Origin of the sequence: Ruegeria sp. SCSIO 43209, from assembly GCF_019904295.1 — a bacterium.
Taxonomy (GTDB): Bacteria; Pseudomonadota; Alphaproteobacteria; order Rhodobacterales; family Rhodobacteraceae; genus Ruegeria.
On record NZ_CP065359.1, the window covers coordinates 1441833 to 1455740 of the forward strand.

The 13908-nt window shown below is 54.8% G+C and carries 16 protein-coding genes and 1 other RNA gene; 13 read left to right on the forward strand and 4 right to left on the reverse strand.

Annotated features, from left to right (window positions below):
- Positions 1 to 83 precede the first annotated feature (83 nt).
- The 9 genes from I5192_RS07275 (at position 84) to I5192_RS07315 (ending at position 7072) form a co-directional block, all read left to right on the forward strand.
- Positions 84 to 815: a FadR/GntR family transcriptional regulator gene (locus I5192_RS07275; protein ID WP_170405607.1), complete on the forward strand. Its 732-nt coding sequence runs from the start codon at positions 84 to 86 to the stop codon at positions 813 to 815.
- 116 nt (positions 816 to 931) lie between these two features.
- Positions 932 to 2332, forward strand: a complete 1401-nt coding sequence (locus tag I5192_RS07280; RefSeq protein ID WP_223118077.1) for a selenium-binding family protein — start codon at positions 932 to 934, stop codon at positions 2330 to 2332.
- A 13-nt stretch (positions 2333 to 2345) separates the two neighbouring features.
- Positions 2346 to 2996, forward strand: a complete 651-nt coding sequence (locus I5192_RS07285) for a hypothetical protein (protein ID WP_170421484.1) — start codon at positions 2346 to 2348, stop codon at positions 2994 to 2996.
- Positions 2997 to 3058: 62 nt separating this feature from the next.
- A complete protein-coding gene (locus I5192_RS07290) occupies positions 3059 to 3421 on the forward strand; it encodes a DUF4345 family protein (RefSeq protein WP_170393147.1) in 363 nt (120 codons plus the stop codon).
- A gap of 36 nt (positions 3422 to 3457) precedes the next feature.
- Positions 3458 to 3805: a transfer-messenger RNA gene (ssrA, locus tag I5192_RS07295) on the forward strand.
- Positions 3806 to 3904: 99 nt separating this feature from the next.
- Positions 3905 to 4336 (forward strand): ester cyclase, encoded by a 432-nt coding sequence (locus I5192_RS07300; protein WP_170393148.1) that lies wholly within the window; start codon positions 3905 to 3907, stop codon positions 4334 to 4336.
- 129 nt (positions 4337 to 4465) lie between these two features.
- Complete coding sequence (locus I5192_RS07305) at positions 4466 to 5281, forward strand: sulfurtransferase/chromate resistance protein (protein WP_223118078.1); 816 nt, start codon at positions 4466 to 4468, stop codon at positions 5279 to 5281.
- Positions 5278 to 6528 carry a chromate efflux transporter gene (gene chrA, locus I5192_RS07310; RefSeq protein ID WP_223118079.1) on the forward strand — a complete coding sequence of 417 codons (1251 nt, stop codon included), beginning with the start codon at positions 5278 to 5280 and terminating at the stop codon, positions 6526 to 6528. Before I5192_RS07305 ends, chrA begins: the two co-directional genes overlap by 4 nt.
- A gap of 76 nt (positions 6529 to 6604) precedes the next feature.
- Positions 6605 to 7072, forward strand: a complete 468-nt coding sequence (locus I5192_RS07315; RefSeq protein ID WP_170393151.1) for an SspB family protein — start codon at positions 6605 to 6607, stop codon at positions 7070 to 7072.
- A gap of 26 nt (positions 7073 to 7098) precedes the next feature.
- Here I5192_RS07315 and I5192_RS07320 read toward each other — a convergent pair whose 3' ends face one another.
- On the reverse strand, positions 7099 to 7662 hold the full coding sequence (locus tag I5192_RS07320; protein WP_223118080.1) for a hypothetical protein: 564 nt from the start codon (positions 7660 to 7662) through the stop codon (positions 7099 to 7101).
- Between the two features lie 207 nt (positions 7663 to 7869).
- Here I5192_RS07320 and fumC point away from each other — a divergent pair, with 207 nt between their 5' ends.
- From fumC to I5192_RS07340, 4 genes are read left to right on the forward strand one after another with little or no spacing between them, the layout of a single operon-like run.
- Positions 7870 to 9264: a class II fumarate hydratase gene (fumC, locus tag I5192_RS07325; RefSeq protein WP_170421467.1), complete on the forward strand. Its 1395-nt coding sequence runs from the start codon at positions 7870 to 7872 to the stop codon at positions 9262 to 9264.
- On the forward strand, positions 9264 to 9440 hold the full coding sequence (locus I5192_RS07330) for a DUF4169 family protein (RefSeq protein WP_223118081.1): 177 nt from the start codon (positions 9264 to 9266) through the stop codon (positions 9438 to 9440). The genes fumC and I5192_RS07330 overlap by 1 nt, the downstream gene beginning before the upstream one ends.
- Entirely contained in the window at positions 9437 to 9658 is a 222-nt protein-coding gene (locus I5192_RS07335) for a ribbon-helix-helix domain-containing protein (protein ID WP_223118082.1), read from the forward strand. The genes I5192_RS07330 and I5192_RS07335 overlap by 4 nt, the downstream gene beginning before the upstream one ends.
- A 59-nt stretch (positions 9659 to 9717) precedes the next feature.
- Positions 9718 to 10320: a DNA-3-methyladenine glycosylase I gene (locus tag I5192_RS07340; RefSeq protein WP_223118083.1), complete on the forward strand. Its 603-nt coding sequence runs from the start codon at positions 9718 to 9720 to the stop codon at positions 10318 to 10320.
- A 12-nt stretch (positions 10321 to 10332) separates the two neighbouring features.
- Here the strand turns inward: I5192_RS07340 and I5192_RS07345 are convergent, their stop codons facing one another.
- The 3 genes from I5192_RS07345 to I5192_RS07355 all read right to left on the reverse strand — a co-directional run bounded on the left by I5192_RS07345 (position 10333) and on the right by I5192_RS07355 (position 13847).
- On the reverse strand, positions 10333 to 11214 hold the full coding sequence (locus I5192_RS07345; RefSeq protein WP_223118084.1) for a fructose bisphosphate aldolase: 882 nt from the start codon (positions 11212 to 11214) through the stop codon (positions 10333 to 10335).
- Positions 11215 to 11286: 72 nt separating this feature from the next.
- Positions 11287 to 12636, reverse strand: a complete 1350-nt coding sequence (locus I5192_RS07350) for a cytochrome P450 (protein WP_223118085.1) — start codon at positions 12634 to 12636, stop codon at positions 11287 to 11289.
- Positions 12633 to 13847 (reverse strand): hypothetical protein, encoded by a 1215-nt coding sequence (locus I5192_RS07355; protein WP_170465388.1) that lies wholly within the window; start codon positions 13845 to 13847, stop codon positions 12633 to 12635. The genes I5192_RS07350 and I5192_RS07355 overlap by 4 nt, the downstream gene beginning before the upstream one ends.
- Between the last annotated feature and the right edge of the window lie 61 nt (positions 13848 to 13908).

Here is a 13908-nt window from a genome sequence, read left to right on the forward strand (position 1 = left end):
CTCCCGACTCAACTCTCTTGCTTTTCAAATGTCAGACTTTTAAATGTCAGACAAATAAAAATTACGCATCGCCGAAAACAACCATGAAAATCGACCCTCAGAGTACCGCAGATCTATCCGCTCAAATTGCTCAGGCAATCCGCGACGCCATTATTTCGGGTCGATTAATCGTAGATGAGCGTCTGCCCTCAGAATCTGAGTTGGCCGATCAGTTCAAAGTATCACGGCCTACGGTTCGCGAAGCACTGAAACGTCTGGCAGCGCAGTCCCTTATCCGCACGCAACGCGGGGCATCGGGTGGTGCGTTTGTGAACCGACTGAGTTTTGAGGACGCCTATTCCCAACAAGTCACAACCTCGACACTGCTGCTGTCGATGAACGCTGTCAGTTTCGACACCGCATGCGAAGCGCGTTATGCGCTCGAACGTGCATGCGCTGCTTTGTCGTCACAACGCCGCACCGCAGATCAACTCGCCACCATGCGGGCCGAGATATTTCGTCAGGCGCAACCAGGTCTCACAGATGAGGCTTTCTGCGCGTCCGACGTCGCCTTTCATCGCGCGCTTGTGGATGGCGCGGGCAACCCCGTTCTGTCCTACCAATTGGCCGGTGCGGTCGAGGCTATGCAACCTCTGATGAACATGATTACGTTCACGGCCCGATCCCGCGAAGAGATCATCGCCCTCCACAGTGACATCACAGACGCACTAGAAGCGCGTGATGCCGGCTCGGTCGATGCAGCATTGATCAAACTTGAGGCCTACACACGGCAACTGGCGCAGGACGTGGCCGAAAGACGACGCAAACCCGCCTGACCACAGGCAAAAAGGAACGAAGGACGGCGAGGTGCCCGAGCAGGCAGCATGACATCCGGCGTTAAGACCGGAACTTCCAACATGAATTGAAGATCAATGACTTACGGGAGGACGTTATGAACCAAAGACCGGACCCAACCTTTTACCCATCAGCCAAACTGGCGATGGAGGGCCCCACTGAAACGCTTGCATTCACGTTGATGCTAAGCCCTGATTTTTCCCAACCAGACGGTTTGGCCGTCGTGAACGTGGATCCGACTTCGGATGATTACGGAAAAATTGTTCATCAGGTGATCATGCCAGAGAAAGGCGATGAGTTTCACCATTTCGGGTGGAACGCTTGTTCCTCTGCGCTGTCACCGCTTAGTGGTCATGCGTTTCTGGAACGCCGCTACCTCATTGTTCCTGGTATACGATCCAGCCGGATCTACATTATCGACGTAAAGAACCCGCTTGAGGCCAAGATACACAAGATCATCGAACCCGAAGAAGTCTTTGCAAAAACTGGATATTCCCGCCCGCACACAATCCATTGCGGACCGGAGGGGATCTACGTGAGCACGCTTGGAGGCGGTGGCGAAGACGGCACGGACGGCCCTCCGGGCATTTTCATCATGGATTGCGAGAGCTTCGAGATCATCGGGCGCTACGAGATCGAGCGAGGTATCCAAGACAAACACTACGATTTCTGGTGGAACCTGCCACGCGACTATATGGTCAGTTCGGAATGGGGACTGCCTCCGCAATTCGAAAACGGCATCGTGGCCGAGGATCTGCTGTCCAACAAATACGGGCACAGCATCCATTTCTGGAACCTGCGCAGCCGGACCAATATTCAGACCATCGATCTGGGTGAAAATCACCAGATGGCCCTGGAAATCCGGCCCGCTCACGATCCGGTCAAACAATATGGGTTCTGTGGTGTGGTGGTTGACACGACCAACCTGCAGGGCGCGATCTTTACTTGGTGGCGTAATGATGATGGCACCTTCGAGGCCAAGAAGACCATCACGATCGATCCGCAGCCCGCTGATCCTGATGAGTTACCTGATTTGCTGAAAGGCTTCTCTGCCGTTCCGCCACTGGTCACGGATATCGACCTCAGCTTGGACGATAAATACCTTTATGTGGCCTGTTGGGGTACGGGTGAGATGCATCAATACGATGTCTCTGATCCGATGAACCCGACCCTTGCGGGCAAAGTCGAGATCGGGGGGATCGTCAAGAAAACAAAACATCCCAACGGGCAAGACTTTGGTTACGGACCGCAGATGGTTGAAATCAGCCGCGACGGAAAGCGGGTATATTGGACCAATTCGCTTTATTCCACTTGGGATGATCAGTTCTATCCCGGTGAACGCGGGGCTGCGATGGTCAAGGCGGATGTTGGCGAAAACGGAGGCCTGACATTGGATCCGAAGTTCTGGGTCGACTTCCCCGACGGATATCGGGCCCACCAAATCCGGCTTGAGGGTGGAGACTGTTCTACCGATAGTTTCTGCTACCCATCGGTCTGAGTTGGAGACTCTGATGACATCAACGGCTGGTCTCTGGCTGGCCGTTGTGCTTAGCGGCGCTTATCATGGCCTGAATCCCGGAATGGGCTGGCCGCTTGCGGTATCTTCGGCGCTGATGGAGCAACGGCCATCAGCTTTGTGGCGTGCATTGACCGCCCTGGCTGGTGGTCATTTCGTCGCCATGCTGGGGGTCCTACTGCCATTTGCTATGATGGCAGTTCTGGTTGAATATCAACGCGAAATTCGTATCGGCGCTGCGCTGATTGTGATCACAATGGGTGTTTACATCGCCATAACACGCCGGCATCCCCGGATGTTGTCGCGCGTACCGCCAAGCAAATTGGCACTTTGGTCGTTCCTCGTTGCGCTGGCACACGGCGCGGCGTTGATGTTGGTTCCGATTTATCTTGGATTGTGTGGATCAGACGAGCTGGAAACGGGCCAGATCGCAGTCTCTCAGATCATGGCGAGCAATGGCCTGCTCGTACTGACGGTCGCTGCACTTCACACAGCCGCCATGATCCTTGGCGGGGGCATTCTGGCCTTCGCCGTCTATCGCTGGCTGGGCCTTCAATTTCTGTCACGCAGTTGGTTCAATCTGGAACTTGTCTGGGCTCTCAGCCTGATCGCGGTCGGAGTTATAGGTTTGTGGTCAGCGATTTAGATGCTTTTCTTTACATAGTGCTGCGCTAGACTCTGCGGGCAGAGCAGAAAGGGAAAAAGTCCATGATCACAGCCCTTAACGTGATTGCCGCCTTGCTGACCATCGGCTTTGGTTTGTTCGGATTTCTGGCCCCGGCCTACACAGCCAACGCGCTGGACCTAGCCCCCACCAAAAGCACCATGGGACTTAGTGAGATGCGAGCCTCGGTTGGCGGGTTGTTCGTGGTGACAGGTGCCGTGGTTCTCTGGCTCAACACACCGATGGCATATGCCATGCTGGGCGTTGTTTATGCAGGGGCGGCGTTGGGTCGGTTTGTGTCTTTGGCGCTGGATAATCCCCCGTTCGTCAAGGCGCTGACTTTTGGTGGAATCGAGCTTGTTCTGGCCCTTTGGCTTATTCTCGCCAACATGAACAGAGCTGCTTAACTTATTGAATTTGATATAAGTAAACCTTAGAATTCCGGGTTTGCATCCGACCACGTCCTAACCTATATATGAGGGGTCCTTCGGGACTATGGACATAAACGCGCTCGTAATAAGCGGATCGGACCCGGGGGCGGTACCCGGCGGCTCCACCAATCATCCTTCGTTTGGGGATTTTGGGGCCGAAACAGGATCGACGAACGTCTAAAGGGGTTAGCTTTGTCTCGGCTGTCTGCCACCGTTATCGGCGAAACTAGTACAATTGCAAACGACAATCGTGCTCCGGTTGCAGTTGCTGCGTAAGCAGTAGCAAGACCGAAACTTAAGCCCTTGCGCCTAGCCGCGTAAGGCGGGGTTCGCAGGTACCTGGCAACAGAAACCTGCATTTTACCGATTATGTCTGCTCCATGCCCATAACTCACCTGGGATTCAGGGTTTATTCATTTCTCTGATCCATCTTCCTGAACAAGCGACAGGAGGGCTGAGATGACGAATTCTGACAGGCTTAGGGCATGGTATTCAGAGGTCTGGGAACAAGGCAATACCGATGCAATCGATCAGTTTTTTGCCCCGGATACGATGGCCGAAGGGTTGATACCCGAAATGCAGGTTGGCGCGGACGACTTTCGCGATCTGGTCATGGCGTTTCGTCATGTTCTGGGCGAGATCACAGTCGAACTGCCGAAGATCATCGAAAATGGTGATTGGGTCTCTGGTATTCTGCATGTCCGCACCTTCCGGGCCGATAACGGTGCCCCGCTTGAAGTTACCGGACAAGTCATGGCGCGCTTCAAAGGGGACAAGATGGTCGAGGCCTATAATCAGTTTGATTTCATTACACTTTTTGAACAACTGGGGCAGTTCCCACAGGATACCCTTCCGGTTTGCATGACCGGGCAAAGGTTGGACTGGGCCTGATAAACTTGACCGCAAGCTTGACCCATCCCGCATTTGCGCGCTAGCAGAGGATCAAGGGGTAAGCTTGCGAACACCCCGTGAGGCGGCAGCCCAAGTTCGCATGTATCCAAAGCAATAAGGAAACATGCAATGGCTGCCCCCAATGCAATTACACCCCGACAACTCTTGCGCCTGATCGGTACGCCTCAGGCTCCTATCCTGTTTGATGTGCGCACAGATGGGGATTTCGACGATGATCCCTCCCTCATACCCGGCGCATTCCGAATGCCATATCAAAATGTTGATGGCATAAGAAATCATACCGGCGATCATTCTTGCGTAGTAATTTGCCAGAAAGGCAAAAAGCTGAGTCAGGGCGTTGTTTCATGGCTGCAGGCTGAAGGGGTGGTGGCAGAATTTCTGGAAGGTGGAATGTTCGCCTGGCGCGCTATGCCGGGCGCAATGGTCGTGCCTGTGCCTGCCCTTCCTGCAGTTGCAAAAGGCAACACGGTCTGGGTGACGCGGCACCGCCCCAAGATTGATCGCATCGCGTGCCCCTGGCTGATCCGCAGGTTTGTCGACAGGCGCGCTCGGTTCCTGTTTGTAGCACCGGATGAAATTCAGGGGGTTGCCGAGCACTTCGGCGCCACACCCTTTGATGTTGAAGGAACTGATTGGAGCCATCGCGGCGACAATTGTACCTTTGACACGATGCTGGATGACTTCAAGCTTCGATCTGAGCCTCTGGACCGCATGGCGACGATCATACGTGCCGCCGATACAAACAGGCACGATCTGGCGCCTGAGGCCGCCGGGTTACTGGCCCTTTCGGTCGGCTTGTCGCGCCAGTATCGGGATGACCAGCAGCAATTGCAGGCTGGATTGCATATCTATGATGCACTCTATCGCTGGGCGCGCGATGGCTCTAGCGAGACGCATGATTGGCCCGCGGGTCACGGCAGATGACCCCTTCATATCAAGAGTTGATCAGGGTGTTTGGGCGCATCGGGCTGCTGTCCTTCGGCGGCCCCGCCGCTCAGATCTCACTCATGCATCAGGAGCTGGTTGAAAGGCGCCCCTGGCTGGACGAACAGACCTATCTGCGCGCGCTTTCCTTATGCATGCTGTTGCCGGGTCCCGAGGCCATGCAGCTTGCCACTTATGCAGGATGGCGGCTGCGCGGAGTGGCCGGTGGGTTAATCGCAGGCAGTTTGTTTGTACTGCCGGGTGCTCTGGTGATCGCGCTGTTGGTTTTGCTCTATGCGGCCTATGGCACATTGCCTTTGGTTCAAGCCGGATTCTTGGGCATCAAGGCCACGGTGATCATCATCGTCCTGCAAGCATTACTGAACCTATCGAGGAAAGCGCTTACAGACGTCGAGCACCGGGTTATCGCGGGCCTAGCCTTTTTGGGGATCTTTGTCTTCAACCTGCCCTTCCCTCTAATCATACTGTGCGCTGCCGTTTGGGGATTCGTGACTTCGAAAGACGACATGCGCGTTGCCGTTCAAGCCAGCCCAACACTTGCCAATCCTGTTCGCACAGCGGTTTTCTGGCTTATTCTTTGGCTGGGGCCGTTGTTTGTGCTGTCTTTGAGCGGTCAGGAACTGCTCAGCGATCTGGGCTGGTTCTTTGCCCGCCTTGCGGTTGTAACTTTTGGCGGTGCCTATGCGGTGCTGGCCTATATGACCCAGACCGTGGTCGAAACCTACCAATGGATCAGCACGGACCAGATGATCGACGCGCTAGGTCTGGCCGAAACCACGCCTGGGCCACTGATTCTGGTGACTCAGTTTGTGGCCATGCTTAGCGGTCAGATTGCCGGAGGCGCCTCGCTGGCTTTGGCGGCTGGCATTGTCGCTCTATGGGCGACGTTTGTACCGTGTTTTCTGTGGATTTTTCTTGCAGCCCCGCATCTGGACAGAATCGCCGCGCGTCCGCGTCTTGGGGCCGCGATGCACGGAATCACAGCTGCGGTCGTCGGAGTGATTCTCAACCTCTCCGTGTGGTTCGGGCTAAACGTCTTGTTCACCTCAATTCCGGGGTGGCATAGGGGACCAGTTTCTATCCCCCTACCCGACCCTTCGTCGCTTGAATTCAGCGCACTTGTGCTGACCGTTCTGGCTGGCCTGTTGATTTTCCGTATGAAATCCGGTTTAGCAACCACACTTGGTATCATGGTTCTGGCCGGACTAGGCATGCAGATTTTGTAATCAATACAGCCCAGCACAGCCTTTCGTTTCCGTCCGAATGAACTATGCTGGGATTAACCACTTTCGAGGATCAACCATGTCGCAAGACATCGACTACGGGAATCTGATGCACACGGCCATGCGAGGCCTGATCAAGACCGTCCTGACCGACGTGTCCGAAACCGGCCTGCCCGGTTCGCATCATTTCTTTATCACTTTTGATACACGGCATGAGGGCGTTGAGTTGGCCGATTGGCTGCGTGAGCGCTATCCAGGCGAGATGACGATTGTCATGCAGCACTGGTTCGAAAACCTCGAAGTCGGTGACGATGGCTTTTCGATTACGCTGAATTTCGGGGATGCGCCGGAACCCCTTTACATCCCCTATCTGGCGATCAAGACCTTCGTAGATCCTTCGGTTGAGTTTGGCTTGCGCTTTGAAAGCCCGGAAGACGAGGACGAAGAGATCCATGTGACGGAAGAAGCCCCGATTGAGCTTGAGGCCGAAGAGGCAGAACCTCAGCATGATGCGGATGTGGTCTCGCTGGACAGCTTCCGGAAATGACCAGAAAACCCCGCTTGATGCGGGGTTTATTCTCTTTGAAGGAATGTCTCGACCGAGCGCGACTTAACCCCATCGCGAAACCGGGAAAATGACAGGTCGAGCCCGCCATCAGCTAGTGTCCGGTCAAATTGCTGAAGCTCATAGCCACCGTTTTCGGCTATGAACAACGAAAACACCGTCAGAGTATCTCCTTCGATCCGCCCCCAAACAAAGGGTTCCCCTTTCATCGGGTCAAGCGGCACCTCATGGCCAAACACATTTCGCTTCATGGCCGCAGAATAAACATCGGGCCGATCCGAGCTTTGAAAATCAACCGAGTATTTCTCATCCTTGATGCGACCGTCGGCTTTGTAAGTCGTGGTGGTCCAACTCACGTTGAAGCCCCCTCTGATTTCCTGAATCGAAACGCTCATATCCCGAGGGGTCGCCGTACCATCCGCATCAACAACGTCGGCCGAACCGGTATAGTCGCCCACGAACGGCTCGATTCCCGTCGCCTGAGCGTTTTGCACAAATACTGCCAGCCAAAAACTCGCGGCAAACAATAACGCAAGCGTATACAAAGGGCTTTTGAGAAGTGACACGCGCATGGTTGCCTCCGTCAGGGTTATTGTCCCATCTTAACTTTAGCCCGCCGACGTACAATGGCACTGTTTTCGCTAACAGAAATTATTTGTAGCTGTGCCGCGTCTATACCTTTGCGCGGCCCAAGTTTAAGGTGCGCTCAACTGGCCGATTGCGCCACAGCCTTGCTGCGGGTAAACGGCATACGACTGCATACCAGACCGGAGCGACCGATGTCTCAAACCCGCACTGAATCCGACAGCTTTGGCCCGCTTGAGGTGCCTGCCGATAAGTACTGGGGCGCGCAAACGCAGCGTTCGATCATGAACTTCCCCATCGGCTGGGAAAAGCAGCCCGTCGCCATCGTGCGCGCGTTGGGTGTGATCAAAAAGGCCTGTGCAATTGAAAACAAAGCCATCGGCAAGCTGGACGCCAAGATCGCCGACGCGATCATACAAGCGGCCGGTGAAGTGTTCGAAGGCAAGTTTGACGACAACTTTCCTCTGGTCGTATGGCAAACCGGCTCGGGCACGCAATCCAATATGAACTCGAACGAGGTCATTGCGAACCGCGCGATTGAGATTATGGGTGGCGAGATTGGCTCGAAAGATCCCGTTCACCCGAATGATCACTGCAATATGGGTCAATCCTCGAACGATACTTTCCCCACCGCGATGCACATCGCCACAGCGATGAGTGTGCGCGATGTGTTGATGCCCGGGCTTGAGAAGTTCGCCTCGGCGCTGGAAGCCAAGGCAAAAGAGTTTGCCGGTATCATCAAGATCGGCCGCACCCATACGCAGGATGCCACGCCGTTGACGTTGGAACAGGAATTCGGCGGGTATGCGCACCAAATCCGTCAGGGCATTGCGCGTGTAGAAGCTGCGATGCCCGGTATCTATGAACTGGCTCAAGGCGGTACTGCTGTGGGTACCGGTTTGAACACGCATGGCGGCTGGGATGAGGCTGTCGCCAAGAATATGGCCGATATCACCGGCCTGCCCTTTGTGACCGCGCCGAACAAATTCGAAGCTCTGGCCGCACATGATGCCATGGTCTTTTTGTCAGGCGCTTTGGCCACGATTGCCGGTTCCTGCTACAAGATTGCCAACGATATCCGTCTGTTGGGTTCGGGGCCCCGCTCAGGATTGGGTGAGCTTATCCTGCCCGAAAACGAGCCCGGTTCCTCCATCATGCCCGGAAAGGTGAACCCGACACAGGCCGAAGCGCTGACTCAGGTGGCCGCGCATGTGATGGGCAACGACGCAGCAATGAAGTTTGCAGGCTCGCAGGGCCATTTCCAGTTGAACGTCTACAACCCGATGATGTCCTATAACCTGCTGCAGTCGATCCAGCTGCTCGGCGATGCAACCGACAGCTTTACGGAGCGGATGTTGTTGGGCATCAAAGCCAACGAGCCACGCATCGACAAGCTGATGAAGGAATCCCTGATGCTGGTGACTGCTCTGGCACCGACAATCGGGTATGACAACGCCACGACCGTCGCCAAAACAGCGCACAAGAACGGCACAACACTTAAGGAAGAAGCCATTGCGTTGGGCTTTGTGGACGAGGCTACGTTTGATGCGGTTGTACGGCCCGAGCATATGATTGGACCCAAGGACTGATGGGTAAACCGGTTAACCTGAACCGGTTTCGAAAAGAAAAAGCGCGGGCTGAAAAAAAGGCCTGCGCGGATGCAAACGCTGCGAAACACGGACAATCCAAAGCCGACAGGACCGTTGTAAAGCTGCAGCAAGACCGGCAGCGCCGGGACCTTGACGGTCACAAGGTCGACGAATGAGTGGACGTCCTGTCAAACGCTCCCTGACCTTGCAAGGTCATCGAACATCCGTTTCGCTTGAGGATGAGTTCTGGCAAGCCTTCCGTGATATCGCGCGGGAAAAAGATATCCCAATCAATGTCCTGGCGGCAAATATTGATGCAGAGCGCGACCCGGAAACCGGACTGGCTTCGGCCATTCGTGTCTTCATTCTGAAATGGTATCGTCAAACCGATTGAGTACTTGATTTCAAACAATCGCGTCGCTTATTCTCGCGGAGAACAAAAAGGGTACATTCATGAACGATTTGGCAACGGGCCCAGATGGAAAACCTCGGTGTTCGTGGTGCAACGCCGCCCCCGAATTCTTTGACTATCATGATAACGAATGGGGATATCCGGTTTCCGATGACAGACGACTGTTTGAGAAACTGTGCCTCGAGAGCTTTCAGTCAGGCTTGAGTTGGCGCACCATTCTGTCAAAACGCGAGAATTTCAGGGCAGCGTTTAGATACTTTGATTTTAACAAGATAGCAGAATTTTCTGATGCAGATATCAATCGACTTCTGCACGACAAAGGCATCGTGCGACACCGCGGCAAGATTGAAGCCGTGATCAACAACGCCCGCCGCGTGCAGGACCTAATCGCTGACGAGGGATCATTGGCCGCTTATGTCTGGAGGTACGAGCCTTCGGCGCCACCCGCCCCGCAAAGCGCTTCCACATCGAAAGAATCCATCGCGATGTCGAAAGATCTGAAAAAACGTGGTTGGAAATTCGTAGGCCCCACCACGATCTTTGCCTTTATGCAGGCCATGGGGTTGATCAATGATCACGCCAAAGGATGTGTCATGCGCGAAAAAGCGGCGCAATTACGCCGCGATTTCATCAAGCCCGAATAGATTACCCCGCGATCAGATCGAGGCGCGGTAGATATTGTCGATATTACCGCCGAGCGCTGCATTGAATTCTGCGTCAGATTGCTGTTTGGACAGCCCTTCGGTCAGTGCGCGCGAAAACGACGCGATCATCTTGCTGTTTTGGCCAAGCAGGTCGCAGGCCTGCTCGGTCGAGTATCCGCCGGACAGCGCCACAACACGCAGGACGCGCGGGTGATCAGCCACCTCATCATACAGGTTGGCCTGGCTGGGGATCGTCAGCTTCAGCATCACTTCCTGACCCTCGACCAATTGATCCAGGTTCTTCAGAATTTCTGATTTCAGAATGTCCTCAGCCTCGGCCTTGGTTTCCGAGTGGATGTTTACCTCAGGCTCGACAATTGGGACCATTCCCGCATCAGTGACCACGCGTGCGACCTGGAACTGCTGCGCGACAACGTCGGCAATGCCCTGCGCGTTGGCTTCGTGGATAACGGAACGTTCCTTGGTGCCAAAAACACCATCTGCTTTGGACAACGTCTCAGCCAGACCCGGGATCGGCTTCATCATCTGAACACCGTTTGCCTCATCCTCAAGTCCTTTGTCGATTTTCAGAAATGGCACGATACCTTTTTCGGACCACAGGTAATCCGCGACCTTCTTGCCGTCGATTTCTTCGCCCAAGGTCCGTTCGAACAGGATCGCACCAATCACTTTATCCTTGGTGAAATCGTCAGCCAGAATGATCCGAGCGCGCATCTTCTGAATCTCGCCGAACATCTCTTCGTCTGATCCGTAATCCGATGCTTCAACACCATACAAAGCCAGCGCTTTGGGGGTTGAACCGCCGCTTTGGTCCAGTGCTGCGATAAATCCTGCGCCTTCGGACATCTGCGCGCGCTGTTCTGCTTTCGACATAACTCAATCCCGTTCAATATGATTCCGCATTTTCAATCCGCATACAGCATGCCGAAGAGCGATGGTAGTTTGTTAGCGCTCAACCAAGCGCAACCAAATTCCGTCTTTCGATCTGACGGTCAAATGCGCGACCGGTACCGGCGTTTCGTCTGGTATTGTTTCGAATCGGTAACGACGCAAGAGCATCGATAAGATCAAAGGACCTTCTACCATCGCGAACCCTGCGCCCGTGCAGACCCGGGGGCCAGCCGAAAAGGGAATATAGGCCTCGCGCTGGCATTTCTTTCCGTTTTCCGTCGTCCATCGCGTGGGGTCGAAATCGTCCGGCCGGTCCCAAAGCCTTTCGTGCCGATGTAAGTGCCAGGGGCTTACAACGATCTGAGAACCCTGCGAAATATCCCGATCACGGAAGCGTTCAGGACATGTCGCCTCGCGCACAATCATTGGAACTGGTGGATACAGGCGCAAAGCTTCACGAAACACATCGCGGCTGAGTTTCAGTTGGGACAAGGTAGAAAACTTGGGCATGTCCAGAGCTTTCGCTTCCTCAGCCAGCTTTTCCTGCCAGTCCGGATGCATCGCCATCAGATAGAGCGTCCAAGCCAGTGCAGACGCGCTGGTTTCATGCCCCGCCAAAAAGAAGATGGCGACCTGATCGACCATTTCCTGCGCATCAAACCGGTCTCCGGTTTCCGGGTCTGTTGTCGTCATTATCTTGGTGGCCAGATCATCGGGGGCCGACCCGTTTTCGATTGCTATAGCGCGTTCATCCGTCAATCGGCTGATCAGATCCCGAATCTCGCTGGCGGTTTGGCGAGTTTTGCGAGAATGAAATCGGGGCATCCAGCTTGGAACCGGAACGAATGCGGCCAGGTTCAGCAAGGGCTGTTCGCGCTGATAGATTCGGAATTTATCGAAGACCTGCGCGGCAACCTCATGTTCGATGGGAACCGAGAACAGGGTGCGGAAAATCACATCCGCCGCGACATGGCTTGTGATTTCTTCACATTCCACCCTCTGCCCAACTCTGCCTGAAAGCCGATCCGCACAAGCCTGCGCCGCATTTAACATTGCGGGAAACGTGTCTTTCAAACGTCCGCCTTCAAAGGCGGGATCAATGATCCTGCGCTGCCGTTTCCAGACTTCGCCATTGGTCAGGAACACGGACCGGCCCAATAAGGGGCGTAAGCCTTCGCTGATGCGATTTGATTTTGGAAACGCATCCGGGCGCTCTTTCAGAACAGCGCGGATCAGATCGGGTTGGTTGACCATATATGAGCGAAAGAACGGCGTTCGGAATTCAGCCATCCATGCTCGATATAGACGCTGGGGCTGAGCAGACAGCAAGTCTTGCCGAAACAGACGTAGATACCGCCACAGCGAGACTTTATCCGGTCGTGCTTCGGGCTTTGGGGGCGTCATGCTTCCACCGCAATGTATTTCGAAACCGACCGTTCAATGCGCGACCGAGATGGCGCGCGCCCTTCAAACCGCTGCTTCAATGTTTCAGGACCTGCGGTGATGCGGAAATAGTCATAAAGTCCAGGTTGATCGAACGCACAAAGATATTGAAAGTGCAGGCGAAAAAAGCGCCAACGCAATTGCTGCCATCGCGCGGGGGACAGTGTTTGGGTGAAGGCGGCAGAAAGAACCAGCGGCCCGCATTTTTTGGGGCCAGCGACGCCGCTGACCGCGACCGGATCGCACAACGCAAACGCGCAGCCATCTCCCGGTGCAGAGACATCGATCCAAGTCATATCCGCGCGTTCGGATAGATATTTAAGATCAGCGCGAAGCGTGTGTGCCTGCGGTAGAAACGAAACCATTGGCACCACCTGTCCCAAGGTCAGAAAGGATAAGACTGGCTTATCCTGTACACCGCCCCGTCGTCGTAAAACATCTGCCAACACCGACACACCAAGATGGGCGCCAGAGCTGTGACCCACGACCAGCACCTCATCGGTGTCTGTGTCCAGCGTCTCGGTGATCAGGTCAGAAAACTCCCGCAGCCTCGATTGCAGATCTTGCGAATACGCGCCGTATAGCTTCGCCGAGTGGGCATAGTCATGCATAAGGTAATAAGCGAACAGTCGATTATCGATCTTTCGGAACCATTGCATCAGAGCATAGATTACCCCGGCAGCAGGTACCAAAGACCACCACCCAACGAGTGGTTTCAATACAGAGACTAAACCCCAAGCAATCAACAACGATGCAAAAAGCTGCAGCAGCAGCATTGCCACCGGGTATAGCGCCGCAATTACGGGCCCCTTGCGCAGCTGCATCAGCCGCCAAAGCGTACCGGTCGAGATATATATCCAGGCGGTTCTCGCCAGTTGCAGATAGGTTGCCGGTATCGATTGAGCCATGCTGTCACGCACGATATCCGACCAGACCAGAACCTGAACATCTGCATCAACAGGACTGCCGTCCTGCTGAGAAGTCACCTGCCAGCCGTAGGGACCTTCGCCCGTCCTAGCGCTAATATCGATCTGGTATCCCGATATCTCAGCCTGGGCGCCCCCCTCTTTGCGGTAGAGCTCTCGATATCGGCGCGGATGAATCGGGTCGTAGCCGGGAATGTAAAACACCCGGCGTTTGCGCACCTGCGGATTGGATTGCTGACTGCTCATTACCCGGCCCTCTGCGCCAAAGATTAGCGCAGCGTTGACGCCAAGGTAAGACCTGGCGTCT

Excerpts from the sequence above, each read along its gene's own strand:
- I5192_RS07340 (WP_223118083.1), top strand. The coding sequence starts at position 9,718 with ATGAACGATTTGGCAACGGGCCCAGATGGAAAACCTCGGTGTTCGTGG.
- I5192_RS07345 (WP_223118084.1), bottom strand. The coding sequence starts at position 11,214 with ATGTCGAAAGCAGAACAGCGCGCGCAGATGTCCGAAGGCGCAGGATTT.
- fumC (WP_170421467.1), top strand. The coding sequence starts at position 7,870 with ATGTCTCAAACCCGCACTGAATCCGACAGCTTTGGCCCGCTTGAGGTG.
- I5192_RS07315 (WP_170393151.1), top strand. The coding sequence starts at position 6,605 with ATGTCGCAAGACATCGACTACGGGAATCTGATGCACACGGCCATGCGA.
- I5192_RS07355 (WP_170465388.1), bottom strand. The coding sequence starts at position 13,847 with ATGAGCAGTCAGCAATCCAATCCGCAGGTGCGCAAACGCCGGGTGTTT.
- I5192_RS07320 (WP_223118080.1), bottom strand. The coding sequence starts at position 7,662 with ATGCGCGTGTCACTTCTCAAAAGCCCTTTGTATACGCTTGCGTTATTG.
- I5192_RS07290 (WP_170393147.1), top strand. The coding sequence starts at position 3,059 with ATGATCACAGCCCTTAACGTGATTGCCGCCTTGCTGACCATCGGCTTT.
- chrA (WP_223118079.1), top strand. The coding sequence starts at position 5,278 with ATGACCCCTTCATATCAAGAGTTGATCAGGGTGTTTGGGCGCATCGGG.
- I5192_RS07350 (WP_223118085.1), bottom strand. The coding sequence starts at position 12,636 with ATGACGCCCCCAAAGCCCGAAGCACGACCGGATAAAGTCTCGCTGTGG.
- I5192_RS07330 (WP_223118081.1), top strand. The coding sequence starts at position 9,264 with ATGGGTAAACCGGTTAACCTGAACCGGTTTCGAAAAGAAAAAGCGCGG.
- I5192_RS07285 (WP_170421484.1), top strand. The coding sequence starts at position 2,346 with ATGACATCAACGGCTGGTCTCTGGCTGGCCGTTGTGCTTAGCGGCGCT.
- I5192_RS07275 (WP_170405607.1), top strand. The coding sequence starts at position 84 with ATGAAAATCGACCCTCAGAGTACCGCAGATCTATCCGCTCAAATTGCT.
- I5192_RS07335 (WP_223118082.1), top strand. The coding sequence starts at position 9,437 with ATGAGTGGACGTCCTGTCAAACGCTCCCTGACCTTGCAAGGTCATCGA.
- I5192_RS07300 (WP_170393148.1), top strand. The coding sequence starts at position 3,905 with ATGACGAATTCTGACAGGCTTAGGGCATGGTATTCAGAGGTCTGGGAA.
- I5192_RS07280 (WP_223118077.1), top strand. The coding sequence starts at position 932 with ATGAACCAAAGACCGGACCCAACCTTTTACCCATCAGCCAAACTGGCG.
- I5192_RS07305 (WP_223118078.1), top strand. The coding sequence starts at position 4,466 with ATGGCTGCCCCCAATGCAATTACACCCCGACAACTCTTGCGCCTGATC.